The organism is Klebsiella sp. GG_Kp146, from assembly GCF_040061975.1.
Lineage (GTDB): Bacteria > Pseudomonadota > Gammaproteobacteria > Enterobacterales > Enterobacteriaceae > Klebsiella > Klebsiella quasipneumoniae.
This window is the reverse complement of record NZ_JBEAHA010000003.1, coordinates 123,903-149,034: the sequence shown is the minus strand read 5'-3', so window position 1 is coordinate 149,034 and position 25,132 is coordinate 123,903. Positions and strand designations below refer to the sequence as shown.

Genomic DNA, 25,132 nt, shown 5'->3' with positions numbered 1-25,132 from the left:
GGACCTCCATTTATGCAGGGGAGATCCGGGCGTGCAGGGGTGTGAACAGGCAATGGCGGTAATGCTGGCAAAATTGCCGACCCGTCCCTTCGCTGGCATGACCCAGATCAGGTTCAAAGGGTTCGGCTTGCGCCATCTCAGCCCTCACGGGACACCCCTCGGTAGCGCTATGTTATACGACATTCACCTTATGAATACAATCATCGCGCCGTCCGGCGGCGCGAAGGTGTTTTTCTGTGACGGCCAGCTCTTTTTTGTACAAAAATACCCGAAAAACAGGCCGCTGCGCGTTGGTGAGGGTTCTCCGGTTACGTTATATTTTCATTATTCCGTTGTAATAATCCTGTTCGCCACGTGTGTCGTGCGCGCCCCAACGCCCTGGAGTGAGCATGAAATTCCCGCTGTCCGCGCTGGCGCTTCTGTTCCTGTTGTGCCCGCCTGGCGATGCCGCCGATCTCTTCGATGCGGAAGATAGCATGCTCGACATGAGTCAGTATCTGGCGGAAAACCGTTACGGTTTTCTGCCGGTGCCGCTGGCGATAACCGAGCCGGCGATTGGCTATGGCGGCGGACTGTTTGGCCTGTTTTTACACGGTAAAGGCAGCCGGGAGGGCGGGCAGTTTATTCCTCCGCCGCTCACCGCTTTCGGCGGGGCCGCCACGCAGAATGGCACCTGGTTTATTGGCGGCGGCCATCGTCACACCTGGCGGCATGATCGCATTCGTTACCTGGCGGGAGCCGGCTACGCTAACGTCAATCTGGATATCTATTCCGGCGATACCGGCGGCTTCAGCCATGCTAAACCGGTGCAGACGCAGACCAAAGGGGTCGCCGCGCTGCAAAAGTTGCTGTTTCGCGTGGGCGATACGCCGGTGTTCCTCGGGGCCTCCCAGGTGTATGCCCGGGCGGATGTCGCTTTCGATAATCCGCGGGTCAACCGGGTCTGGCAGCAGGTGCTCGGGCAAAACAGCACCTCTTCGGCGCTGGGGGTGGTGGCGGAATATGACACTACCGATAATATTTTCTATCCTCAGAATGGGTTAGCGCTGAAGGGAGAATATCGGTTTTTCCGTTCGCTGCTCGGGGGCGATTATCACTACAACACGTTTACGCTGGACGGGAAGGTGTTTATTCCGCTCAGCCAGACGCTGACCCTGGCGGTCGCGGGCAATTATCAGTCCTTAACCCACCATGATAAGCACCTGATGCCGATGGCGCGTCCTTACATCGCGCTGCGCGGGATTTCGCGCTACCGCTATCAGGGCGACTATGTGGCCACGGCGCAAACCCAGCTGGCCTGGGCCGTCACTCCGCGCTGGATCCTGCAGGGATTCGTTGGCGCCGGGAGCGCGGCGGACGCGGCGGAAACGCTATGGGAACAGTCAGAGGTGGCATGGGGGGCCGGTTTTCGTTACCTGATCGCGCGACAGTACGGTTTGCGTACCGGGATTGACGTGGCGTTCAGCGAGCATGAGCAGGCGGTCTATTTCAATGTCGGTTCGGGTTTATAACTACACATGAGAACAAAAATGAGAACATCCGGCGCGGTGTTAACGCTGCTGTTAGCGGCCTGGGGCACGTCGGCTGCGGAGCCGGACGAGAACGACAGCTATTTTCCGATCTGGGGCGATGAGGCTCGCGCCAGAGGATATTCCATTCCGTTACCCTACGGCGTCAACCTGAGCTATATGAATATCCGCCAGGATATCATGGTCGACAGTATTACCTTTTCCGGGCTTAAGCTCGGCAATCATCCCATTCCCAGCGATATGTTCGCCATCGATGCCGGACACACCCGCGAGAAGAGCAAAACCGAAAACCTGCGCCTGGATATGTGGGTCTTTCCGTTCCTTAACGTATACGGACTGGTGGGGCATACCCGCGGGTCGTCCGTCTCCCAGGTTTCAGTGGATTCAGACCCATCGCAGTTTCGCGGCCTGGATCGGGCCATCGCCGGCGCGGTTCACCAGCTTTATCAGAGCGGGAAGTTGCAGGATATTGATTTTAAGCTTGATTTTAAAGGCACCACCTGGGGGGCCGGCTTTACGCTCGCCGGCGGCTACGGCAACTGGTTTGGGTTAGTGGATACTAACTACACCCGCACTGACTTCGATATCCTCGACGGCAGCATTTCGGCGGTCACCGTCTCGCCGCGCGTCGGCTATCGGTTCAGTTTTCAGGGGATCGACGGGCCGTCCCATCTCAGCCTGTGGGTCGGGAGCATGTATCAGGACGTGCAGCAGGAGTTTAAGGGCGATCTCGCCGACCTGCACATGCCGCCAGAGCTGCAGCCCCTTATTGCCGCGGTCAATAAAGACGGCGAGGGCAAATTCGACGTTAAGCAGAAGCTGACCTCGCCGTGGAATATGCTGATTGGCGCCCAGTATGAGGTCACCAAAAACTTTAACGTGCTGACTGAATTCGGTTTTAACGACCGCAACAGCTTCTTTGTCTCCGGTGAATACCGTTTTTAACTAAAACTGCAGGCGCCGTCTGCCGGTAAGATGCGCGCTCTTTTGTTGCTGTGGAGAGGCTGTTGATGCGTAAAGCCTTATGGCTGTTATTCGCGCTGGCGCTGGCGCTGCCGGCGCTGGCGCAGGACCCGGTGTTGCCCGCCGTGACGGCGATCCATCCTGCGCCCACCCTGGGCGAGCTGTCGCCGCCGGAATCGCTGCGGCCATGCTGCGCCTTTGGCTACGACCTGCACGTGCGGGCGGTGGGCATTCCGATCCCGGTGTATCAGATTGGTAACGTGCTGACCCTGGATACCCTGGGCAAGCACCATTACAACGACAGCGCGCTCGGCGCGGTGAAAAATCTGCTGGGGCTGAGCGAGGAGCAGAACGGGCTTATCTATACCCGTCGCGGCGGGTTTATCGATATTGCCCATGTGCGCGACACGGCGGATTACACCTTTTATCTGTTCAATCGCATTTCGCCGACGCTGGGCCAGGCGGGGCGCATATTCTACAGCGAAGAGCTGGGGGTGCGCCGCGTTCAGCTCAATGCCTTTACGCCGCCGGCGGGGGTCAGGCAGCGCTATCAACTGGCGGCCTGGCTCGCCGGGCATCTGGCCTTCGAAATCGCCCAGTGGCATGAGATCGCCCAGTGGTATGGCTTCCAGTCAGTGCCCGGGTTTTCAGAGGAGATCTCCGCGTTTTCGCCGGAGGATCTCTACTCCAACTTACTGGGTGCCAGGCTGGCGATTAATGTCATCCTTAGCGGCCACGGCGGGTCGGTGGAAGCGTATAACCGGGCCATGGAGGCGGCGCTGAAAAAGGCGCTGACCCGGCTGATGGTGGCCACGCGAGGGGAGACGGAAGCGATGTTCCAGCGGATCGATGGCGACTGGTGGAACAGTCGCCGCCGGGTGCCGGATAAGTTTCTGGTGCTGAAGCGTAATTACGATCTACAGGAAAACCGGCTGCCGACGCCGGTCCCTTTCGAAACCATGCCGCCATATCGCCTGACCATGCCGGCGCAGGTGGGGGGATTCCGCTTGCGCGACCTCGGCGAGCTGCAGATCTATCCGGGGCACGATATGCAGGCGCTGCCGGTTCCTGAGCAATACTATGGCGCTGCCGCGTTTCAGGGGCTGGCCGATCGCGCCCGCGAGGCCGATAAAACCCAGCTGGCGCGCATTGAGAAGTAGCGAGAAAGGCTCAGGGCGAGGCCCTGAGCCGGCGAATTAGCGGAAGTTGACCCAACAGGCGCCGTTGTCGGCAGAGCGTACGCAGTTTTCCACCCAGCGGACGCCGAACGCCCCGGCGCGGGCGTCCGGATACCAGAAGTCCGCCAACAGCGCCTCGTCACGCCGGTCAGCGGCGTCCATGGCGATGGCGAAGCGGCGATAGAGATTCGACCAGGCGTCGAACAGCCCCTCCGGGTGGCCACCGCCGATGCGATCGTCCTGGCGCGCCAGCGGATCAAGATAGCCCATGCCGCGCTCCAGAACGCGCGCCGGTTCGCCCTGCACCTCGTAGCGCAGCTGGTTGGGCTGTTCATCCCACCATTCAAGACTGGCTTTTTCCCCCACGATGCGCACCTTTTGCCCGTGCATGGAGCCGCAGTTAACGGCGGAGCTCCACAGCGAGCCGACGGCGCCGTTGTCATACTCCATCAGCACATGCGCGTTATCTTCCAGCGGGGCGCGGCTTTTGACGAAGCTTTGTCTGGCGCACATCAGCCGGGCGATCTTCAACTGCGGGGCCATGGTTTCGACCAGAAACAGCGGGTGAGTGGCAAGATCCCCCAGCACATAGCTGGGGCCGACGAAGCGGGGATCGACCCGCCAGCGGGTACTGGCGTTTTCCTGCTCCACCGGCAGGGCGTGGAAGCCATGAGCAAACTGCATATTGACGATACGAATGTCGCCCAGCAGTCCGTCGGCGATCATCTGCCGGGCCTGCAGGATCATCTGATGGCCGGCATAGCCGTAGGTCACGCCGATGATCTTACGCTGCCGCTGGCTGAGGGCCACCAGTTCGTCCGCCTCTTCGCTGCTGAAGCACAGCGGCTTTTCACACACCACGTGCAGCCCGGCCTCCAGCGCCGCCCGACAGATGGCATAGTGGGTGTTATTCGGCGTGGCAATCGACACGGCCTGAATACCGTCCGGGCGGGCAGCCTCGCCGCGTAACAGACTCTGGTAATCGGCGTAACAGCGTGCGGGATCGACCCCCAGCTGTTGACCGAACTGGCGCCCGCGATCGGCATCAATATCAAAGGCGCCGGCCAGCAGCGCAAAGGTGTTATCGCGCAGGGCGGCAGAGCGGTGAATATAGCCGATTTGGCTGCTGCCGCCGCCGCCGACCATGCCCCAGCGCAGGGTGCGGTCGAGCGGTCTTAAACCGTTAATCATAGGGTTCTCCTGTCAGAATCCGACGCCGCGCAGATAGCGCAGGCTCTCCGTGACCGCCTGCAGGCTGCCTGCGGCATGGCGCGGATCACGCTCTTGTTCAATGGTTATCCAGCCCTGATAGCCGCGGCGGGCAAGAAAATCGTTAATGGCCGGGTAGTCAATGGCGCCGCTGCCGAGCGGGCACATCACCCCTTCGGCGCAGGCGGTGAAAAAGTCGATGCCTTCGGCGACGGCGCGCTGGTAAACCTGCGGATCCACATCTTTGAAGTGCAGGTAGTCGAGCCGCGCGTAATAGCGATCCAGCCAGGTGAGCGGATCCATTCCGGCGTAGTAGAGATGCCCGGTATCCAGACACAACCCTGCCACGTCGTGCGGGATAGCGTTGGCCAGCCGCTCGATTTCATCGGCAAATTCGATGCAGCCCCCGGCGTGGGGATGGATAACCGCCCGCACGCCGTACTCCCGCCAGGCGAGGGTGCTGAGGGCGGTAATGTGCGCCATCATCCGCTGCCAGTCTGCGTCATTGAGGCGCGGAGCCAGCGCGCTGCGTCCGGCAAAGCGCGCCCGCTCGGGGTTGCCGAAGTCGATAATCACCAGATAGGGCGGCTGGAAAGGGTGCCCCGGGATGGGGGCGGCGGTCGGAGCCTGCGACAGATTGCGGCAGATTTGATGGGTCAGCGCCTCCAGAGTGGGATAATGGTCTTCGCTCACCAGATCGTCAAAGATCGTCCCGGCGACCAGCGACAGCTGATGCTGTTCCAGCGCCGCGCGCAGGCTGGTCGGGTCGGTGGGCAGGTAGCCCCACGGGCCGAGCTCGATGCTGCGATAGCCGGCCTGCGCCGCCTCCTTCAGCACGGTAGCCCAGGCGGGAAGGTCAGGGTTTTTCGGGTCATCCACGCCCCAGCTGCAGGGGGCGTTGGCGATAGGATAGGTCATGTCGGCTTCCTTTTATCACAGGGGATGCCGCTGAGTATTGAATGAAAATTTCATAGCCAACAATGTTGGAATGATAATTTTATGATGGCCGTCATGATTTGTATTGAGGTTGTTTTTGATAGTTATTTATCAAAATGAGTCCAGGCGTGGTCCAGGCGTGAGGCCGCCCCGTCGGCGACGGGGCGGGCGTTTACATATTTTCTTTGGTGATGATATCGAAAGGCTGAGGGTGCGAAATCACTTCGCTGGGCGGCCGCGAAACGGCTTCCGTCATGGCGCGCAGGGTGGCGGCGGCAAAGTCATCCAGCCGGTGGTTGAGAATGACATCGATGGTGCCATCGATCAGCGCCAGTTCACTGTCGCTTAGCGGGCCATGGCAGACCAGGGTGACGGCCTGCTGGCGGCCGCTGTCGCGCAGCGCCCCGACAATCCCTTCAATGCCGCCGCAGGGAGCATAGATCGCCTGCAGGGCCGGGTACTGGCTGAGCAGCTGTTCCGTTACGCTTCTGGCGACATCCGCCCGTTCATGGCTGCGAACCGGCTCAAGGATCTGCTGCCCTTTACCCTGCTCGCGCAGACAGGAGCGGAAGCTGATCTCACAGTTTTCCTGACAGGTAAAACGATTATCGCCAATGATAATGGCTATTTCGCCTTCGCCACGGCATAAACGGTCGATAAACCAGGCGGCGGTGCGCCCGGCTTTTTGGTTATCAAGGCCGATATAGCCGCTGCGCTGGGGAACCGACAGATCCGAAAGCAGGGTGAATACGCGAACGCCGCGGGCGGCGGCCCGGCCCACCGCATGGCGAATCAGCGGGTGATCCAGCGCCACCAGGCCGAGCACCTCCACCTCATCGCTGAGCCGGTGAATGGCCTGGGCCATCGCTTCCACCGCATCAATGGCAAAATGCAGGATCGCCGGCGTCTCGCCCGCCGGCAGCCACGGCGCGGCCTCTCTTGCGAGCGCCCTCGCCAGCGGCAGGTAGAAGGAGTGGGTCTCCTGCAGCAGAATAAAGCCCATCCTGACGGTAACCGGCGCTTTGCCGGCGGCCAGGCGATAGTGCGGCTGTTCGAGGGTAAACCCCAGCCGCCGGGCGGCCTCCAGCACGCGGTACGCGGTAGATTCTTTCACCGCCGCGCGTTTGTTGAGTACCCGGTCGACGGTGGCCACGCCGACGTTGGCTTCGCGCGCAATGTCGGTAAGCGTGATTTTGCTGGCGGATTTTTTCACTGTGATGACCATTGAAAATGAGCGTTATGATAGAAACTATCATGGTAACGCTGAGCAGAACAACGGCCATCTGCGTGCCACGGCTCAAGCCTGCGCCCCTGCAGCGTAAAGTGTGACGGGTATACACAGTCTGTGATCAAAAGCGACTACCCGTTCTGGCATTGCTGCTATGCTATTGAAATAAAATTAATAATAAAGGCAGTGTCTCCTCTGTCGGTTAAACCGTGCGCAAAGTCGCTCCGGGTGGGCGTCGCTGGGCCAGGAACCGACTATACTTGCCGCGCACGCGCGTAATGACGGTTACTCGATTATTTTTGCTATCACTTTATGCCAGCGTCAGGGCTGCACTGAATGATGTGCCGTTCCGCGCCGGGAGTGGGTCGGTTTGGGGCCTGTATGTTATTAAAAGAACTGGCTGTTTTTGATGTATTAAGCACCCCGATCTGGGTAGTCCATCCTTTTACAGAGTGTGTGGTCTATGCCAATCAGGCTTCCCGGACGCTGAGCGGCGATATGTCGCTGAATGAGATGCGCAACGGTATCTATTCCACCTGCCCGGAAACGCAGCTGCAGCATTATTTGCGCTATCTCGACGCCATGACTGAGATATTTGAAGTCTGGACGCTGCAGACCGCCAAAGGGTTGCAGTCGGTATATTGTAAAACCACCCTGGTGGAGACCGAGGACAGCGGCACCTTACTGTTATTCGAAGCGGTGAAGCTGCTCGCGCAAAATCAGTCGATTCATACCGGCTCCCGCCGCTACCAGCGGCGGAACAATGGCTTTTTTGCCCGCTTTTTTATGACCAATACCGCACCGATGCTGTTGATCGATCCTCAGAAAGAGGGCCGGATTGTCGATGCCAATATTGCCGCGCTGCGCTTTTATCATTATTCCGATGAGGAAATGCGCACCAAACATACCTGGCAAATTAATACCCTGGGCCGGGATGTGATCCCCATTATGAATAATATTGCCAATATGCCCGGCGGGCATAAGCCGCTTAATTTTACTCATATTCTGGCTGACGGTTCGCTGCGCCATGTTCAAACCTATGCCGGGCCGGTGGTGCTGTATAATATCCGGCTGATGTTATGCATCATTCACGATATCACTGAAGAAGTGCATCTGAAAAAAGAGCTGGAATTTTCCGCCGCCCACGATCCCTTAACCGGACTGTTAAATCGTCGCGAATTTTACCGGCTCGTCGACGCGCCGTCGTTTATCGCCCATGGTTTTTGTCTGTTGTTAATCGATATCGATCATTTCAAGAGTATTAATGATATTCACGGTCATCAAAAAGGCGATGAAGTTCTGCTGGTGATCTCCCGCATTCTGGAAACCTCGGTGGACCGTGAAGATAAGATATATCGCTGGGGAGGCGAGGAGTTTCTGCTCTTTTTGCCCCATTCGCCGATCGCCCGCGCGCTGATGGTGGCGGAGGCGATCCGCCAGGCGGTCAGCGAATATCAGACGCTGTCGGTCACCGTCAGCATTGGCGTCGCCGAGCATCATGATGGCGAAGCGATTGATCAGCTGTTTTACCGCGTCGATAAAGCGCTGTACGCGGCGAAAAATGACGGGCGCAACCGGGTAACGCGCATGCCTTTTGACAGTGCGGAACTGTTGCGCAATAGCGGTGGCGCAGCCTGATTCGCGCTCGCCGACTATACTGAGGATGAGCCAGCCTGCTGTAACGGGTGGTAATAAGATTAGCCTGTGTTTGAGGTGGCAAACAACGTATGGTGCGTCTTCTCGTTCTGCTGTCGGTAGTCTCTCTTTCTGCGCCGACGACGCTGGCGGCGGACGGGCACGCGATTAAACAACGTGCCGATGCGGTATTGACCTTGATGAGTTATACCGTGGTTCCCGACGTGACCGCCAGCGATCTCAACATCGGTTCCGGGAGCAACGATAAACACAACCTGACCATCACCCAGTTTGGCGGCGGGGCCACCCTGAGCGAGTCGTTTCCTCTTTACCTCGAAGGCACAATGGGCTACAGCCGTTACGACCCGCGATTCGTCGTCAGCAATGGCCAACAGACGCGGAATGTGCCGACCAAATGGAACAGTCTGACCACCACCGGCGGCGTCGGCTGGGATTTTTCGCTGCACCGGGACAGTCTCGGAGGTAACCTGGTGCTGCGGCCGATCGTCAATGTGATGCTCGGCACCCTGGCCAGCGATGTACGCCTTGGCCGCTGGGTCATAGAGCGAAAAACCAACGCCGATCTGCAGTTTCTTGATGGCGGACGCTTCAACGCCTGGGGGCTGGGCGGGGCGCTGATGCTGGATTATGAACGCTTCTCCGCCACCCAGGATATTGATGCCGAACTGCGTTACTCCTATATGCGTCTGCAAAGTTTCGGCAGCAGCGCCGAGGTGGTGCAGGGCGAAGCCAGCGCGGAGAACCTCGGCCTGTATCTGCGCCGCCGCGCGCCGATCGCTGACTGGACGCTGCTGGGCAACCCGTTGCGCTACGTGCTGGAGGGCGCGCATACTGAATTTATCGGCGACCAGCGAGGGGCGCTGGGTTTTACCGGTTTGACCTCCCTGGGGGTTGGTCTCGAACTGGACAGCAGTAAATACCCGGTCTTTATCACCCGCACCCGGCTGGTGGCGCGCTATATGTTCGGCAATAACACCACGGGCTATGGCCTCGGCCTGGCGATGAGTTTTTGAATGCCGCTAACCCAGCCAGCGCCTTCTCCCTTTTGAAGAGGGCCAGGGCGAGGATCAATCCTGACACCACACCCGCTCGCCGTTCACCCACGTCTCGCTGATATTGCGCTCATCGCCCAGGGTCATCAGTACGAACAGCTGCTCATAAATATCATGGCAGCGGCCCATCCGCAGACGCTGCAGCGGAGTGACCGCCGGGTCAATGACCACAAAGTCGGCCTCTTTGCCCGGCTGAAAATTGCCAATCTTCTCTTCCAGCCGCAGGGCGCGCGCCCCGCCGAGAGTGGCGTGATAGAAAGCCTCGCTGGCGCGCAGGCGATAGCTCTGTAGTTGTCCTACCTTGTAGGCCTCACCCAGCGTTCGCAGCATGCTGAAGGTGGTCCCGGCCCCGACGTCGCTGCCGATGCCCATCCGCACCCGGTGCTGCCAGCAGGCGGGCAGGCGGAACAGCCCGCTGCCGAGGAACAGATTCGAGGTCGGACAGAAGGCAACGGCGGACCCGGTGTCATGCAGGCACTGCCACTCGGCATCATCAAGATGGATCCCGTGAGCAAATACGCTGCGTTCGCCGGTGAGCTGGTAATGATGATAGACATCCAGATAGCGTGCATGCTCCGGCCACAGCTGTTTAACCCAGGCGATCTCCTCCCGGTTTTCACTGAGATGCGTCTGCAGCCAGGTATCGGGAAACTCGGCCCGCAGACGCTGCACCGCCTCCAGCAATGCCGGCGTCGAGGTGGGGGCAAAGCGCGGGGTAATGGCATACCCCAGCCTGCCGCGCTGATGCCAGCGGCGGATCAGCGCCCGGGTCTGCTCGTAGCTTTCCCCGGCGGTTTCGCACAGATAGTCGGGCACATGGCGATCCATCATCACTTTACCGGCGATCAGGCGCATATTGAGGCGCAGCGCTTCGCTGAACAACGCCTCCACCGAGGCCGGATGCAGGGTACAAAACACCAGCGCGGTGGTGGTGCCATGGCTAATCAGCTGATTGACAAAAAAATGCGCTATCTCCTGGGCATACTCCGCGTCGGCAAACTGGCTCTCCACCGGGAAGGTGTAAGTGGTAAGCCACTCCAGCAGCTGTTCGCCAAAGGCGCCGATCATCTCAGTCTGCGGATAGTGGACATGGGCATCGACGAACCCCGGCAACAGCAGCTTACCCCGCAGGTCAACATAGCCCTTCAGCGGATGCAGAAAGGCTTCACCCTCCTGCCATGGCAGCAGCGTAACAATTTTCCCGTCCTGCAAGAACAACAGGCCATCATTGAGATAGCGGGCCTGGGCGGCTACCTCATCCGGCGTCTCCGCCACGCCGGCGATATCAAAAAATGCACCGCGCACCGCGGTCTGGTAATCCATCATCGAACCTGCCTTCTCTTAACGCTCAGGGAATAGTGATAAACAGCAAGATTGGTGCCAGTTTGCAGCCTGCCGCGGCCAGTCGCCGCGGCAGAAGGGGAAGGTTACTCTTTTTGCGCCACCGCGCCGGAGCGGAAGGTGGCTTTCGCCTCTACTTCACGCTCGTCGCGAGCCAGCCAGCGGTAGGTGGTCGCGCCGAGGAAGACGCCGATAAACCAGCTGAAGTTCGCCACTTCGTGCAGGGCCGGAATAAAGCTGATAATCAGCCCCAGGCCCACCGACGGCAGCAGGGCGGCAATGGCTTTCGGGTTAAAGCCGTTGCGGTACCAGTATTTACCCTTCGGCGTATCGTCAAACAGGTCGTCTACCGACACCCGGCCGCGTTTGATCAAATAGAAGTCGGCGATCAGGATGCCAAACAGCGGGCCAATAAAGGCGCCCAGCACGTCGAGGGTATAGTGGATCAGTTCCGGTGAGTTAAACAGGTTCCACGGCGTCAGAAGTATCGACCCCACCGCGGCGATCATCCCGCCGGCGCGGAAGCTGATTTTCTGCGGCGCGCAGTTGGAAAAATCGAAGGCCGGCGAGACAAAGTTAGCCACGATATTGATGCCGATGGTGGCGGTGATCATGGTCAGCAGGCCGATGGCCACCGCCAGATCGTTGCCCACACGGCTGACGGTTTCAATCGGGTCGGTGATCATTTTGCCGAACAGCGACTGGGTGCCGGAGACAATCACCACGGTGACCACCGAGAACAGCAGGAAGTTAAACGGCAGACCCCAGCGGTTGCCGCGGCGGATCTCGCCCATGCTTTTGCCGTAGCGGGAAAAGTCGCCGAAGTTAAGCAGCGGCCCGGAGAAGTAGGAGACGACCAGGGCCGTGGCGGTGATCATCTGCCAGGTCTGCTCTCCGGCGCTCAGGGATTTGCTGGCGAGGGTAAAGGAGATCCCGTCGAGACCGGTCTTGTATACAATCCAGCCCGCCAGGGCCAGCATCACCACATAGACCGCCGGACCGGCGATGTCGATAAAACGCTTGATGGCGTTCATGCCGTGCCAGAAAACCATCGCCTGCAGCAGCCACATGGTGGCGAAGCACAGCCAGCCGAGCGTCGACAGCCCGAGGAAACTGCTGCCGGTCAGCGAGGCAAGGGAGGGCCAGAACTTGAGCAGGACCAGCATCAGGGCGTTTGCCGCCAGATAGGTCTGAATACCGTACCAGGCGAAGGCGATCAGCCCGCGGATCACCGCCGGGATATTGGCGCCGAAGACACCGAACGCCTGGCGACAGATCACCGCGTAAGGCACCCCGGCCATCTGGCTGGGCTTCGCCACCAGGTTAGCGCACAGCTGCACAATACAGATGCCCACCAGCAGGCAGAGCAGAACCTGCCAGCTGGCCAGCCCAAGCGTAAAGAAGCTTGCCGCCACCACGTAGCCGCCCATGCTGTGCACGTCCGACATCCAGAATGAAAAGATATTGTACCAGCTCCAGTTCTGGTCGCGGGTGGGCGCCAGATCGTCATTACATAGCCGCGGACTGTAGCCGGCGGCCGCCTCGTGAGTCTTCGTCTGCTGCGTGTGGGATGAATGTGGCATGAAACCTGCTCCTCTGAATGAAAACCCTTTTGATATGGATTGCTGAGGCTATTGCAGGATCCAGGCCAGAATGATGAATATTGTATACAAAAAATAAATTTTATGTATACGATCTGCTATCGATAAGTGAAACCGGAGTGGGTTAATGAATAATGAACATCGTCTCCAGGCCGCGCCAGCGCTGCAGGATAAGGACGAAAGCATTTACCAGGCGCTGATGACGGCTATCGTCGAACATCAGCTGCCGCCGGGCAGCAAACTGCCGGAAGAGGCGCTGGCGGAAGTATTCGCCGTGAGCCGCACCGGCATCAGAAAGGTGCTGCAACGACTCGCCGCTGTGCAACTGGTCACGTTAACGCCCAAACGTGGTGCACACGTCACTAGCCCGAGCGTGGAAGAGTCCCAGGCGATCTTTCGTACCCGGGCGCTGCTTGAGGTCGCTAATCTGCCCGATGTGATCGCGCGCTGTCAGCCGCCGCATCTGGCGGCGCTGGAGAACATTATCCAGCGTGAACAGCAGGCCCATGAGGCGCACGACGGCCCGGCGGCGATCCGCCACTCCGCTGACTTTCATATTCAGCTGCAGGCTATCTCCGGCAACCCGGTACTCACCGAGATGGTGACCCGCCTCAGCCAGCGCTCCTCGTTAGTGATTGCCGCCTGGGGCGCACCCTGGCGCCAGGGCTGCCGCTGTGACGATCACCAGCAGCTGGTCGGTTTGCTGCGGGATAAAGCCCTGCAGCCGCTTAGCGAGGCGCTGATGCACCATTTTGATCATATTGTCGCCAGCCTGTGCTTCGAGCGCGATGGCGTCAGTCTGCCCGATTTTTCCCGGCTGTTCGCCGGCCACAAGGAGTCGTGATGTCTTCCGTTTGTATACAAGTGATCAACCCCAACACCAGCCTGGCGATGACCGAAACGATAGGCGCCGCCGCGCGTGCGGTCGCCGCGCCGGGCACCGAGATCCTTGCGGTCTGTCCCCGCGCCGGCGTGCCGTCAATAGAGGGCCACTTTGACGAAGCCATCGCGGCGGTCGGCGTGCTGGAGCAGATCAGGGCCGGACGCGAGCAGGGAGTGGATGGGCATGTGATCGCCTGCTTCGGCGACCCGGGGCTGCTGGCGGCGCGCGAGCTGGCTCAGGGGCCGGTGATCGGCATTGCGGAAGCGGCGATGCACATGGCGACGATGGTCGCCACCCGGTTCTCCATTGTGACCACGCTGCCGCGCACGCTGATCATCGCCCGCCATTTGCTGCACCAGTACGGATTTCATCAACACTGCGCGGCGCTGCACGCCATTGATTTACCGGTGCTGGCGCTGGAAGACGGCAGCGGCCTGGCGCAGGAGAAAGTGCGTGAGCGCTGCATCCGCGCGCTGAACGAGGATGGCAGCGGGGCGATTGTCCTTGGCTGCGGCGGGATGGCGACGCTGGCGCAGGAGCTGACCCGCGAGCTGCGGGTGCCGGTGATCGACGGCGTCAGCGCGGCGGTGAAGATGGTCGAGTCGCTGGTCGCGCTGGGCCTGGCGACCAGCAAGCACGGGGACTTAGCGTTCCCGGAGAAAAAAGCGTTAAGCGGACAGTTTCAGTCGTTAAATCCATTTTAAAAGGGGCAGGTGATGGTTGAGAACCAGGAACACTATCCTCGCGATCTGCGAGGTTATGCAGGGCAGCCGCCGCACGCGCGCTGGCCGGGCGGGGCGCGGATCGCGGTGCAGTTCGTCCTTAACTATGAGGAAGGCGCTGAGAACCACGTCCTGCATGGCGATGCGGGTTCGGAACAGTTCCTGTCCGATATTATCGGCGCCGCCAGCTACCCGGCGCGCCATATGTCGATGGACTCGCTCTATGAATACGGCAGTCGGGCCGGGTTCTGGCGCATCCATCGCGAGTTTAGCCAGCGCGGGCTGCCGCTGACGGTCTTCGGCGTGGCGATGGCGCTGGCGCGGCATCCGGAGATTGTGGCGGCAATCAAGGCCGCGGATTACGATGTGGTCAGCCACGGCTGGCGCTGGATCCACTATCAGCACATGGATATCGCCGAGGAGCGCGAGCATCTGCACAAAGCGGTGCAGGTGCTGACCGATCTGTTCGGCAAGCCGCCCACCGGCTGGTATACCGGCCGCGACAGCCCCAACACCCGCCAGCTGGTGGTGGAGCACGGCGGCTTTGACTATGACAGCGATTATTACGGCGATGATTTACCTTTCTGGAGCGAAGTGGCCTGCAGCGACGGCAGCCGCCGACCGCACCTGATCGTGCCTTACACCCTCGACGCCAACGACATGCGCTTTGCCACCGCCCAGGGGTTCAACACCGCGGAGCAGTTTTATACCTACCTGAAAGACAGCTTTGACGTGCTGTACGCCGAGGGGGAAACCGCGCCGAAGATGATGTCCGTGGGGATGCACTGCCGGCTGCTGGGGCGTCCGGGCCGTTTCCGCGCGCTGCAGCGTTTCCTTGACTATATCCAGCAGCACGACAAGGTATGGGTCTGCACCCGGCAGCAGATCGCCGACCACTGGCGCGAGGTCCATCCGTATCGCGGGTAGCTTGCTGCCACTCACCAGGCCCTCTCCCCAGGGAGAGGGCATCGCCCGAACGCGTCTGTTGAACCGGTTCACCAGGATGTATTTTGATTATTGAATAAGCATGGCGAGGAGTACCAGGCACAACAGCAGCACATAGATGCGTGCATACCATACATCTGGTACTGCAGGGATAGCCCGGCGGCTAAACATTATCCCGGCCCAGCCGGTCAGGACGAGCAGGACCAAAATTTTCAGGCTGATAAACCCAAGAAATCCGTTCAGCGGAATGCTGTGCCAGCCAATGACGGCATAGGTCACAGCCCCGCATAGCGCCACGGGCAAAGAAAGCGGGTTGGATGCGCTAACGCACTCCTGCATCGCATACCCGTGTCGCCGTAGCAGGGGCACCGTCATGACGCTGCCACCCACGCCCAGCAATGCGGCAATCATGCCGATAACCATACCGCCGCCAGTGACCACTGGCAGGGACAGGCGACGCCGAGCGCTGCCCGTGAAAAAACCTTTGCGCAACAAACAATCGCTGATGGTTGCCAGCATATAGAGAATAAACAGCGCGCGAACGATCTTCTCGCTCAATATCCCTGCCAGACATGAGCCGACCACCGCCCCAATAGCAATAAACCATAACAACGGGAACAACGTCTGCGCGGCAAGCTTGCCAGCCCGCCAGTTTCGATAGCTGACCCAGCCGGCGTTAAATATCATCACCGCCGTTGAGGTAGCCACCGCGACATGCATGGCGTTTCCCGTGAGTTCCGGCTGCCGAAGCATCAGTTGATAGACAAATGGCACCACCACAAAGCCGCCCCCGAAGCCGAACAGGACTGTGGTAATGCCGGTCGTAAAGCCAGCCAGCGCAATAATAACGATCTCATTCAAGAGAGTATCCCCGACCTGAAAATGAGCGAGCAGCTTATACCGGTCGCGTACGGCTTCCCATTTGCGTAGCGCTCAATTACCTTTGTAAATCGGTCAAAGGGAGGCAGGTGTGCGCAACGTAAAAATTGACGAAGTCGATCGGCTCGATCGCGAAGTGGTGGCGTTAGGTAATGACTATGCGCAAGGGTTTATCCTGCCACCGCACCAGCATCGTCGCGCACAGCTACTGTATGGCGCGACCGGACTGATGTATGTCACCACTCAGGACGGAGAATGGGTGGTTCCTCCGCAACATGCTGTCTGGATCCCTCCTGAAACTGTGCACGCCGTCAGATTTGTGGGGGTGACCACGCGTAGCTTATATATTGAGCCAGATTATGTGACCGCTTTCATTAAACACCGTCGTTGCGAAGTGATCAGCGTCTCGCCGCTGTTGCGCCAGCTACTGCTTGAGGCTGTGGATTTACCACCGTTGTACGACAGCCCACGCGATCGCATGCTGATACAGTTGATGTTGCTGGAACTGGCCGCCATGCCGGTCCGCGAATTTGACATTCCGTTGCCGCAGCATCCGGCGCTGCTGGCGCTTTGTCAGGCTTTCTTGCTTAACCCCTCTATCCATGATCCTGCGGCGCGCTGGGCCAGAGCGCTGTTTATGAGTCCTAGTACCTTTCGTCGCCATTTCCTGAAGCAGCTGGGCCTGTCATTTTCCGCCTGGCGACAGCGAGCCTGTGTGGTGAGCGCCATGGCATGGTTGATAGCAGGGAAACCGGTGAACGAAGTGGCATTATCTCTTGGATACGACAATGCGTCCTCTTTCGCCACCATGTTCCGCCGCGTGACCGGGCAGCCGCCATCGGTTTATCACCCAGCCTGATGCTTCGGGGAAGGGGACTCCGGCAGCATGGGGCGGAAATGAATGTCACTTTATATGGCGTTGCTATGCGTTAACGCAGTCATAAGATAGACAATCCTGGAATGCCTGGCTTGCGTCTTCAGGTACCCCTACATTTAGTGGTGGCTGCCTCCAGCCGGTTTCTCTATTCTGCCTGTAACCGTGAGAAGACCGGAGTCTCTCTTTGTGAACCATCTTATCGTTGAAAAAGTCATCATCATCTTTCTTCTCATCCTGTGGGGATTCGATACATTCAGAACCAGGAAAAGAAAACGTTTTGATCCTGCCATTGAAGCGGCTGATGCCAGAGAACGTTATCAATGGCGTTATTTCAGATGGGGTTTTCGGATCATACAAGTGGTAGCGGGTGTGTATATCTTCGTACAGCTGATTCAGGTTTTACTGAGATAGAGGCCGCCGGCAGGGGCGACTGAACATAACCCTTGTCAGCGACACGTGTTCCTGTTTTTCATCGAGAGCTAAGAACTTGCCTGCATATAAACGGGGTGTTTTTAGTTTGTAACATTTCAATCAACAGCATACGTGACCTTTCAATGATGCAAGTGATACTGGTTCGACACGCAGAAACAGAATGGAATGTAAAAGGGAGTATTCAGGGACACAATGATAGCGCATTGACGCTTCGGGGGGAGCGTCAAACATCAGCCTTACTGGCGGCGTTTGCAGCGAGTGATTACCGGGCAGAATGTGTTTACGCTTCTCCGCTTGGCCGGGCCTGGCAAATGGGACAGCGCCTGGCGGAGAGTTTTTATTGTTCACTGATAGCTGAACCAGCTCTGAAAGAACAGGCTTTTGGTCAGTTTGAGGGCATGACAAGCGTAGAGCTCCTGCAGAATAATCCAGACGCCGCAGAAGCGTTATTCAACCTTGATGCAGAGTATTGTCCGCCAGGGGGGGAGTCTCTCTCACATGCTTCGCAGCGAATTATGCATTTTTTATCCAATCTGGAAAAAAAACATCATCATCGAACAATATGTCTTGTGTCTCACGGGCAGGTCATTCAGGGCGTGCTTGCGATGCTAACAAGCGGATCTGTGGATGATTTTCACAGGTATGCGCAACCCAACGCGAGTTACTCCGTTTTCGAGCTGGTTAATGGAAGGTGTTCCGCCCTTAGATGGGGGATCGCGACACATTTACGTCACCTGGATTGAACAGTCTGACTTACCCCAAATTCCTGCTATTCATGTTTGCTGTTCTTCCTCAGTTTGTCGTTCCCGTCGCGGGTCCTGTCTGGTTGCAATTGCCTGTTCTGGGGAGTATTCAAAAGCGGGCTGGAATGGTTAGTCGCGATGGCATCAGGGACGTTTGGAAACGGTCCTGAACACCCGGGCGTTATCCAATGGCAGGAGCGGTGTACAGGCGTTGTCATCCGCATGATGTTTAGCGGGGCCGGCATAGTATCGACATCCGCCCGTTAAGGTATACACAACCGGTAAACCCGCTGTCCGCTTCTCGTTCAGACTGAAACGTAACCTCAGTTGGTTCGTCCGCTCTGTGCAAGGAGCGGACATGTCAATCTCAACCCGATGGCAAGCTCACCGGGCATGACATTATGCTTCAGCGGCGTTGTAACGTGCTTCCAGCTTATCCAGAAAGCCAAAAAGCGCTTGATTCATTTCCCTGTAATCGTGGGCCCGGAGCGCTTCAGGCGTGTCAACGAAACGGTAGTCTTCTGCACGGCTCAGGTCTTTCTCAGAATGGGCGATGAGCAGTTCTACAACGTCCAATGTGAGCTCCATGTGGCACTGGAAACCAAAGACGCGGTCTGAATAGGCAACGATCTGCCGCGGACAGCCTTCGCTGTAAGCAATAATTTTAGCCTCCGGCGTCAAACCTGGCATGTCGTTATGCCAGTGACCCACTGCCAGTGTTTTCCCAAAGTGAGAGAACATCTCATCCTTCCTGCCGTCTTCGGTCAATGTGATCGGGAATTTACCAATCTCTTTTTCCGGGCTATGAGAGAACGGCGCGCCCAGCGCTTCACCAATCAGCTGTGAACCCAGGCAGATACCGATCACCGCCTTACCGGTTTTAACCGCGCAAGCAATCAGCGCCTGTTCCGCTTTAGCATTAAAGTGCGGGCACGTTTCAAGCGTGGTGTCCGGATCTTGCGGACCGCCCATCACGATAAGAAAATCGATGCCTTCGGCGTCAGCAGGTAGCCGATCGCCTGCATAGACGCGTGAGTAAGTTACATCATGACCCTGGTTTATTGCCCAGGTTTCATATACGCCCGGGGCTTCAAAACTTTCATGTACGATAAAGTGTACACGCATGAGGTTAAGCTCCTGTAATATCTTTGACGATCAGAATGATAAGTCACGCACCCATTGCCTAAGGCGCTATTCCGGGTGGTTCCAGTTTCGATATGATAAATGCAGGGGCTAAATCTGAAATGCCAGGTAGTATAGATAAAGCGCCAAGACATGATGAAGCCACAGGCTGGTCCAGTACTGCGATAAGCTATCAACGTGGTGAGGTAGATCCTCCCCATCATCATGTTGAGGGGCAGCTACTCTTCGCCACCAGAGGGGTTATGCTGGTGCAAACAGAGAGTGACCGTTGGGTGATCCCTCCTCAGCGGGCATTATGGCTACCGCCTCTGCATATCCATAGTTACCATCTGCTTTCACAAACCGATCTCAGGGCGATCTATTTCAGCAGTAGCCTTATCGCAGAATGTATGAGCTTTACGAAGAGTCAACAGGTGCATGTGATCACGGCTACGCCGTTAGTCAAAGAACTTATCGCAGGCCTGTTCAGTGAGGACTACGCCAGACCGATTCAACGGAATATAGCGTTGTTGCTTCTGGAAATTCTCAGCGAGGCGCCACCTTTAACGATGGCGCTACCCATGCCGAATGATGAGCGATTATTTAGCGCGGCCAGATCGCTACTGGTCAATCAGCGCTGGGAAGCATCGCTGAGCGAGCTGGCTTTTATGTCGGCCATGTCGGAACGGACCTTTTCCCGATTGTTTATGAAGGATACAGGCTTTAGTTTTCGAACATGGAAGCAGAGAGCCAGAATTTACGCTTCGTTGGATCTTCTCGCGAACGGCGTTCCAATCAAACAGGTCGCTTACCAGCTTGGTTTCTCATGCCCGGCGGCATTTACCGCTGCTTTTCGTTCCATTCTTGAATCAACGCCGCGCGATTTTGTGCCTTAAACCGGGAAACCATATCCGTTTTTTGCTCATCGCAGCCGTTCGGATATGTTGCACGGGGAGCCATCTGCGAGGAACAGAATCACCGTAAAATCCCTGGGGAAGAGAATGATATTTATCCCAGTATTTAGTGATGGTTGTGGGAGGGCGGTTCAACTAGGCTGCCATTATATGAGCAGAATGAGACAGCCTTTAAGCATGGCCGTTTTTTATACAGCCACACGTTATTGAATTCAGGTCCGAAAAGGGCTACTGACCCACAAAAGAAAGGATGCACGAGATCGCGCTATGCGTATTGACTTCGTCTGCATAGGCGAAAGCAGTTTTTACCCGGGTCTGTATGTTGAATTCTGCAACAGGTAAACCCTTCAATTACGAGAAATGACGTTAAGGTGACTTGCCGTTGCTGCACGCACACTTATATTGGTGAACCTGTACCCAGGATAGATTGAGTGACAATGCCTACTTTCCTGCCACGGATGCGACTGTCACAGCAATGAGAGCGATTGCCAACTTCGCATTTCGCTCACTGCAGACCTTTTGCTCGATAGCTTTTCCGCTTCGCGCCAGCATCGAATATTGTTGATAAAACGTCAGCCCGTTAACCTTGTCTCACAGCACCTCAACCACTTCAAACTCTTCTGCGATCAACTCCATATCCTCAGAAAAATGACCTTCACGAATGAAAAAACGCTGATGCTCTTGCTGCCAGTATTCAAGGCTTAAATCGCCTTCACCCTCTTTGCGGGCGAACGTTTCAGTCACATCACAAAAACGCACCAGCTGCATCGAAACCAGTCTGATCACGCAAACTGGAACATTCTGGCCATCAAGAATAATGTTATAATCCCCAATCCTCGGAGCAGACTCTTCCTGCTGATAAGAGACAAAAGATCCGCAAGAAGCCGTTTTGATCCCTTTTTTAATCAGCTCCGCAAGCTCGCTTGCCAGTTCCGGACTGTCACCCATTTGCCAGGCTCCTGCGCCTGGATATTTCCTTTTTATTTCCTCAACCTCAACCATGAAAATTCCTTCGTTATCGTCAATGAAAAGAAAGTTATACCTTTTTTAACCTGAGCGGTCCCAACATTATCAGCGATACCCTTCGTTAGATAGCGTCGTCCGGTCTTCGCTCAAAACGGACCTCAAGGGCATTTAACTCGTTGGCTCTGTGCCAGAAACGGAAATTAACTTCAGGACGAGCAATAACATCGCCTGTCTTATTCAGCCTGCCAGTAAAGCGGTGAACCGAACGCGTCCAGGTAGTAATCGATAATCGCCCGAACGTTCAGAGGAGGGTGGCGGGCATTCGGATAGATTGCCGCGATATGCTGTGGCTCCGTTTTTATGGACGTATCCAGCTCCGGCAGCAGTTCGACAAGCTCGCCGCGCTTCAGCCGGTCTCCAATCAGCCAGTCAGGAAACAGCACAATCCCCATTCCCCCGAGCGCGGCAATCAGCAGAGTTTCAGCATTATTCGATGACATCAGGGGCGAGACGGGGTAGTGCACCCATTCTTCTCCGTGCCTGCGCAGCAGCCATTGGTTTGGTCCTGACGAACCGCGATAGACCAGGCATTTATGCCGCGCCAGCTCTTCGGGTGATCCCAACATGCCGTGCCGGCGGATGTAATCCGGTGACGCGGCAAGATGATAGAACTGCTGGCCAAACACGCGCGCATGAAATGCGGAATCCGTCAGCACGCCAATGCGGAAAATTACGTCAGCCGGCTCGCGGTGCGGATCGATGTAATCATCAGTCAGGGTAAGCTCAATGCTGAGCTTCGGATATCGCGCCGTCAGGCCGGGTAAAGCGGGGGCGACATGGCGCTGTCCAAAGAACACCGGTGCGTTTATGCGCACCATTCCGGAAGGCTCAAGGGTTCTCTCGTTGAGTTCCCGCCGCGCCTCCTCCATGCTGCCAGTCATGGCTCGCGCATAGCGGATAAAAAGATGGCCGCTTTCCGTCGGAATTATCGCCCGGGTATTGCGGTAAAAAAGCTGCTGCCCGAGCACATCCTCCATCTGATGGATGATGCGCGAAACCTGAGAGGCAGATATCCCTTCCCGCCGAGCTACCACAGAGAAATTCTGCGTCTCATAAACGTCAATAAAAATCAGCAGGGCGCGAATACTGATGTTCCCGAGCTCATTCATTAATGCATATCCTGCACAGGTGTTTATCTCATTATGGCATTTTTCTCATCCATGTTAAGTCGTAATCTTCTCCGCCTGAACTACGGGAGAATGATTGCTATGCAACTCATATTGATTTTTATCGTCATTGCCGGAGGCATGGGACTGTCCATAGAGGCAGGATTGCTCGGGCCACTGGGTGGGGAGGTCGGTGACCTCTGGGCTACCTTTAGCATATTCGGCGTCGGTGCGGCGCTGACCTTTCTGCTGATGCTTTTTTTCAGCCCGCGCAACAGCCCGTCATTCTTTGCGCAACCTGCGTGGCAGCTGCTTGGCGGCGTGCTTGGGCCGATCTACGTCATCATCCTCACCGTGGTAACGCCGGCAATCGGCATCGCCATGACGATGATCGGCATTCTGGCAGGCCAGGTGTTCAAGAGCCTGATGATTGATCACTTCGGCCTGCTCGGTACGTCGCACAGGAAAATTGACAGTAAACGTATCATTGCGCTGATTTTTATCATTGCAGCGCTGGTTATGGTTGCCCAGGGGTAAAGGAACGTTATGACAACTATCATGATTCTTCTCGCCGTCGCCGGTGGCGCCATGCTGAGTATCCAGGCGGCTATCAATAGCCAGCTGGGCAGCAAGGTCGGCGTATTCAAAAGCGCGTTCCTGACATTTTCTGTCGGCGCGCTGGTGACGGGATTGCTGATCTTCTTCTTCGAACCCAAACACACCCTGACGCTGATGGATGTGCCTAAATGGCAACTGCTGGGCGCAATGTTTGGCGTACCGTATATCGTCATTATGGTACTGGCCGTCCAGCGTATTGGCGCAGCAGTGGCTACGGTCGCCGTCATTTTTGGCCAGTTAACCATGAGCATGCTGATCGATAACTTCGGTTGGCTGGGCAATGCGGCGATTCCATTCTCGCTGAGCCGAATCGGCGCCATTATCTGCCTGGGTATTGCGCTGTTCTTTATTTACGCCAGCAGCAGGTCAAAAGCCGCAACGGCGACACCCCCCAGGCAGCAGGAAAACGCTAACACATAAGCTCAGGTCTTCGTCATTAACATTGGTTTTGGTCTACAGGACGCCATAACACCAACGCACCCGTTTTCGCAGCAACGCGTCAGTGGCTCACATTTTTTGACCTTAAGTTAAGAGAAAGGGGCCGCTCACCCGACTTCAGCGGTGGTAGCGAATTTTTCAGCTTCAGCAGAGAACACAGGAGCAGGGTGGACAACTGATACCAGCGACAGCGTAGGGTGTCCGGGTGGAGCTCCCCCGCCAGCCCGCGCCGGCGGGGGAGTTGACGATTATTCCCAGCGTTTCAGCAGCAGGCTGGCGTTAACCCCGCCAAAGCCAAAACCGTTCGACAGCGCATAGCGCATCTTCTGCGGGCGGGTCTCCAGCGCCACCAGGTTAAGACCTGCCGCCTCTTCATCGGGGTGATGCAGGTTCAGCGTCGGCGGCACCACCTGATCACGCAGCGCCTGAATGGTGAAGATGGCCTCTATCCCGCCTGCCGCGCCTAACAGATGGCCGGTAGCGGATTTCGTCGAGGTAATGGCGACAGGATGGGCGCCAAACAGCGTTTTAATCGCCGCCAGCTCGCCTTTATCGCCGACCTGGGTCGAGGTGGCGTGGGCGTTAATATGGTCAACCTCTTCAGCGGTCACTCCGGCCTGGCGAAGGGCGGTTTCCATGGCCCGACGCGCGCCGTTACCATCTTCCGGGCCGGCGGTCAGGTGATAAGCATCTGCGCTGGTGCCGTAGCCCACCAGCTCGGCCAGCGGCGTGGCGCCACGCGCCAGCGCGTGCTCCAGCGACTCGATCACGATAAGCCCGGCGCCTTCCCCCATCACAAATCCATCGCGGTCGCGGTCAAAGGGGCGGGAAGCGGCTTCCGGCTGGTCGCTGGAGGCGCTGGAGAGCGCCCTTGCCGCGGCGAACCCGGCAAGGCTAACGCGATGTATTGCCGCTTCCGCGCCGCCGCAGAGGGCGATATCCGCCTCGCCGCTGCGGATCATCCGCGCCGCATCGCCAATGGCCTGGGCGCCCGCCGCGCAGGCGGTGACCGGCGCGCCGATGGGGCCCCGGAAACCGTGGGCGATAGACACATGCCCGGCGGCCAGGTTGGCCAGAAAAGAGGGAATGGTGAACGGGGAGAGGCGACGCGGCCCGCGCTCATCGGTGGTATGTACCGCATTGGCGATCTCGCTGAACCCGCCGATCCCGGTGGCGATCACCGTGGCGGTGCGTTCCTGTTCGGCCGCAGATGCCGGCGACCAACCGGCCTGAGTCAGCGCTTCACGCGCGGCGACCAGCGCAAACTCGATAAAACGATCCATCTTTTTACGCTCTTTCGCCGGGATGGTCGCCAGCGGGTCGAAGCCGTGCAGCGGATCGCTGTCAATGGACGGCACCTGGCCGGCCACTTTGCAGGGAATATCCGCGACCAGCTGCTCGCTGAGCCGGGTAATCCCTGATTTTCCTGCCAGCAGCGACTGCCAGACGTGCTGTACGCCGCAGCCCAGCGGGCTGACAATCCCCATTCCGGTGACGACAATGCGTTTAACGGAAACGCCCATAGTTAACTCTCCTGTAGTATCAGTGTGCCGGCGGCTTTTTCATCAAGGGAAACAGCTGCGCGGCAGACAAAAAACCCATCATGATGAGGTAGAACGCATCGGAAAATGCCTGGGTTCGCGCCTCCCGCAGCGCCAGCGCGGCATCCGGCGAGATCCCCGCGTGGCGAAGTTTGCCGCGCTGCGCTGAACAAAATCCTGGCGTTATTCAGAT

At 57.7% G+C, this 25,132-nt stretch carries 23 protein-coding genes, 3 pseudogenes and 1 riboswitch; of the genes and pseudogenes, 15 read left to right on the top strand and 11 right to left on the bottom strand.

All coding sequences use genetic code 11. The annotated features are described in order from the left end of the window. Window positions 1–67 precede the first annotated feature (67 nt). A riboswitch (TPP riboswitch) is annotated at window positions 68–169 on the bottom strand. Window positions 170–389: 220 nt separating this feature from the next. From ABLU95_RS05220 to ABLU95_RS05210, 3 genes are all read left to right on the top strand, one after another. Beyond that, a complete protein-coding gene (locus tag ABLU95_RS05220; protein ID WP_117137062.1) occupies window positions 390–1,511 on the top strand; it encodes a BamA/TamA family outer membrane protein in 1,122 nt (373 codons plus the stop codon). Window positions 1,512–1,529: 18 nt separating this feature from the next. Next, on the top strand, window positions 1,530–2,474 hold the full coding sequence (locus ABLU95_RS05215) for a hypothetical protein (RefSeq protein ID WP_065883655.1): 945 nt from the start codon (window positions 1,530–1,532) through the stop codon (window positions 2,472–2,474). Between the two features lie 65 nt (window positions 2,475–2,539). Then, window positions 2,540–3,652, top strand: a complete 1,113-nt coding sequence (locus tag ABLU95_RS05210) for a DUF4056 domain-containing protein (RefSeq protein WP_101996539.1) — start codon at window positions 2,540–2,542, stop codon at window positions 3,650–3,652. Window positions 3,653–3,688: 36 nt separating this feature from the next. Here ABLU95_RS05210 and ABLU95_RS05205 read toward each other — a convergent pair whose 3' ends face one another. The 3 genes from ABLU95_RS05205 to ABLU95_RS05195 form a co-directional block, all read right to left on the bottom strand. Then, window positions 3,689–4,861 (bottom strand): Gfo/Idh/MocA family oxidoreductase, encoded by a 1,173-nt coding sequence (locus ABLU95_RS05205; RefSeq protein ID WP_348878957.1) that lies wholly within the window; start codon window positions 4,859–4,861, stop codon window positions 3,689–3,691. A gap of 12 nt (window positions 4,862–4,873) precedes the next feature. Next, window positions 4,874–5,797: a TIM barrel protein gene (locus ABLU95_RS05200; protein ID WP_348878955.1), complete on the bottom strand. Its 924-nt coding sequence runs from the start codon at window positions 5,795–5,797 to the stop codon at window positions 4,874–4,876. A gap of 190 nt (window positions 5,798–5,987) precedes the next feature. Beyond that, entirely contained in the window at window positions 5,988–7,028 is a 1,041-nt protein-coding gene (locus tag ABLU95_RS05195) for a LacI family DNA-binding transcriptional regulator (protein ID WP_262962649.1), read from the bottom strand. A 396-nt stretch (window positions 7,029–7,424) separates the two neighbouring features. Between ABLU95_RS05195 and ABLU95_RS05190 the strand changes: the two genes are divergently transcribed. Beyond that, window positions 7,425–8,681, top strand: a complete 1,257-nt coding sequence (locus tag ABLU95_RS05190) for a sensor domain-containing diguanylate cyclase (RefSeq protein ID WP_032452941.1) — start codon at window positions 7,425–7,427, stop codon at window positions 8,679–8,681. 89 nt (window positions 8,682–8,770) lie between these two features. Then, a complete protein-coding gene (locus ABLU95_RS05185) occupies window positions 8,771–9,712 on the top strand; it encodes a hypothetical protein (protein ID WP_023289776.1) in 942 nt (313 codons plus the stop codon). Between the two features lie 54 nt (window positions 9,713–9,766). On the opposite strand, the gene guaD is transcribed toward ABLU95_RS05185, so the two are convergent. Next, window positions 9,767–11,077, bottom strand: coding sequence for a guanine deaminase (guaD, locus tag ABLU95_RS05180; RefSeq protein WP_087848803.1), 1,311 nt, complete (start codon window positions 11,075–11,077; stop codon window positions 9,767–9,769). Window positions 11,078–11,178: 101 nt separating this feature from the next. Continuing rightward, window positions 11,179–12,675, bottom strand: coding sequence for an NCS1 family nucleobase:cation symporter-1 (locus ABLU95_RS05175; protein ID WP_087848804.1), 1,497 nt, complete (start codon window positions 12,673–12,675; stop codon window positions 11,179–11,181). Between the two features lie 145 nt (window positions 12,676–12,820). On the opposite strand from ABLU95_RS05175, the gene ABLU95_RS05170 reads away from it, so the two are divergent. The 3 genes and pseudogenes from ABLU95_RS05170 (at window position 12,821) to puuE (ending at window position 15,225) form a co-directional block, all read left to right on the top strand. Continuing rightward, the gene (locus tag ABLU95_RS05170) at window positions 12,821–13,537 is read left to right on the top strand and encodes a GntR family transcriptional regulator (RefSeq protein ID WP_002905523.1); all 717 of its coding nucleotides are present in this window, start codon (window positions 12,821–12,823) and stop codon (window positions 13,535–13,537) included. Beyond that, window positions 13,537–14,402, top strand: a pseudogene (hpxA, locus tag ABLU95_RS05165) (allantoin racemase). Before ABLU95_RS05170 ends, hpxA begins: the two are co-directional and overlap by 1 nt. Next, entirely contained in the window at window positions 14,326–15,225 is a 900-nt protein-coding gene (puuE, locus tag ABLU95_RS05160) for an allantoinase PuuE (protein WP_223171644.1), read from the top strand. The pseudogene hpxA and the gene puuE overlap by 77 nt, the downstream one beginning before the upstream one ends. Window positions 15,226–15,312: 87 nt before the next feature. Here puuE and ABLU95_RS05155 read toward each other — a convergent pair whose 3' ends face one another. Next, on the bottom strand, window positions 15,313–16,104 hold the full coding sequence (locus ABLU95_RS05155) for a sulfite exporter TauE/SafE family protein (protein WP_032452938.1): 792 nt from the start codon (window positions 16,102–16,104) through the stop codon (window positions 15,313–15,315). A 109-nt stretch (window positions 16,105–16,213) separates the two neighbouring features. Here ABLU95_RS05155 and ABLU95_RS05150 point away from each other — a divergent pair, with 109 nt between their 5' ends. From ABLU95_RS05150 to ABLU95_RS05135, 4 genes and pseudogenes are all read left to right on the top strand, one after another. Beyond that, the gene (locus tag ABLU95_RS05150) at window positions 16,214–16,981 is read left to right on the top strand and encodes a helix-turn-helix transcriptional regulator (protein ID WP_086075863.1); all 768 of its coding nucleotides are present in this window, start codon (window positions 16,214–16,216) and stop codon (window positions 16,979–16,981) included. A gap of 204 nt (window positions 16,982–17,185) precedes the next feature. Continuing rightward, complete coding sequence (locus tag ABLU95_RS05145; RefSeq protein ID WP_086075864.1) at window positions 17,186–17,410, top strand: hypothetical protein; 225 nt, start codon at window positions 17,186–17,188, stop codon at window positions 17,408–17,410. A 143-nt stretch (window positions 17,411–17,553) separates the two neighbouring features. Then, entirely contained in the window at window positions 17,554–18,174 is a 621-nt protein-coding gene (locus ABLU95_RS05140; RefSeq protein WP_086075865.1) for a histidine phosphatase family protein, read from the top strand. Next, window positions 18,171–18,441 (top strand): annotated as a pseudogene (locus ABLU95_RS05135) (LysE family translocator); the annotation flags it as partial. The gene ABLU95_RS05140 and the pseudogene ABLU95_RS05135, both read left to right, overlap by 4 nt. A gap of 132 nt (window positions 18,442–18,573) precedes the next feature. On the opposite strand, the gene ABLU95_RS05130 reads toward ABLU95_RS05135, so the two are convergent. After that, on the bottom strand, window positions 18,574–19,299 hold the full coding sequence (locus tag ABLU95_RS05130) for a type 1 glutamine amidotransferase (RefSeq protein WP_348878952.1): 726 nt from the start codon (window positions 19,297–19,299) through the stop codon (window positions 18,574–18,576). 92 nt (window positions 19,300–19,391) lie between these two features. Here ABLU95_RS05130 and ABLU95_RS05125 point away from each other — a divergent pair, with 92 nt between their 5' ends. Then, window positions 19,392–20,192, top strand: coding sequence for a helix-turn-helix transcriptional regulator (locus tag ABLU95_RS05125; protein ID WP_218810965.1), 801 nt, complete (start codon window positions 19,392–19,394; stop codon window positions 20,190–20,192). 609 nt (window positions 20,193–20,801) lie between these two features. On the opposite strand, the gene ABLU95_RS05120 is transcribed toward ABLU95_RS05125, so the two are convergent. Together ABLU95_RS05120 and ABLU95_RS05115 are read right to left on the bottom strand one after the other, a co-directional pair. Next, window positions 20,802–21,158 (bottom strand): ASCH domain-containing protein, encoded by a 357-nt coding sequence (locus tag ABLU95_RS05120; protein ID WP_181940618.1) that lies wholly within the window; start codon window positions 21,156–21,158, stop codon window positions 20,802–20,804. Window positions 21,159–21,409: 251 nt separating this feature from the next. Next, window positions 21,410–22,345: a LysR family transcriptional regulator gene (locus tag ABLU95_RS05115; RefSeq protein ID WP_241515969.1), complete on the bottom strand. Its 936-nt coding sequence runs from the start codon at window positions 22,343–22,345 to the stop codon at window positions 21,410–21,412. Between the two features lie 99 nt (window positions 22,346–22,444). Here ABLU95_RS05115 and ABLU95_RS05110 point away from each other — a divergent pair, with 99 nt between their 5' ends. Together ABLU95_RS05110 and ABLU95_RS05105 are read left to right on the top strand one after the other, a co-directional pair. Then, entirely contained in the window at window positions 22,445–22,879 is a 435-nt protein-coding gene (locus ABLU95_RS05110; RefSeq protein ID WP_065883727.1) for a DMT family transporter, read from the top strand. A 9-nt stretch (window positions 22,880–22,888) separates the two neighbouring features. Continuing rightward, a complete protein-coding gene (locus ABLU95_RS05105) occupies window positions 22,889–23,380 on the top strand; it encodes a DMT family transporter (protein WP_241515970.1) in 492 nt (163 codons plus the stop codon). A 266-nt stretch (window positions 23,381–23,646) separates the two neighbouring features. On the opposite strand, the gene fabF is transcribed toward ABLU95_RS05105, so the two are convergent. Continuing rightward, window positions 23,647–24,921 carry a beta-ketoacyl-ACP synthase II gene (gene fabF, locus ABLU95_RS05100; protein WP_218810966.1) on the bottom strand — a complete coding sequence of 425 codons (1,275 nt, stop codon included), beginning with the start codon at window positions 24,919–24,921 and terminating at the stop codon, window positions 23,647–23,649. A 19-nt stretch (window positions 24,922–24,940) separates the two neighbouring features. After that, window positions 24,941–25,116: pseudogene (locus ABLU95_RS05095) on the bottom strand (EmrB/QacA family drug resistance transporter); the annotation flags it as partial. Window positions 25,117–25,132: the final 16 nt, after the last annotated feature.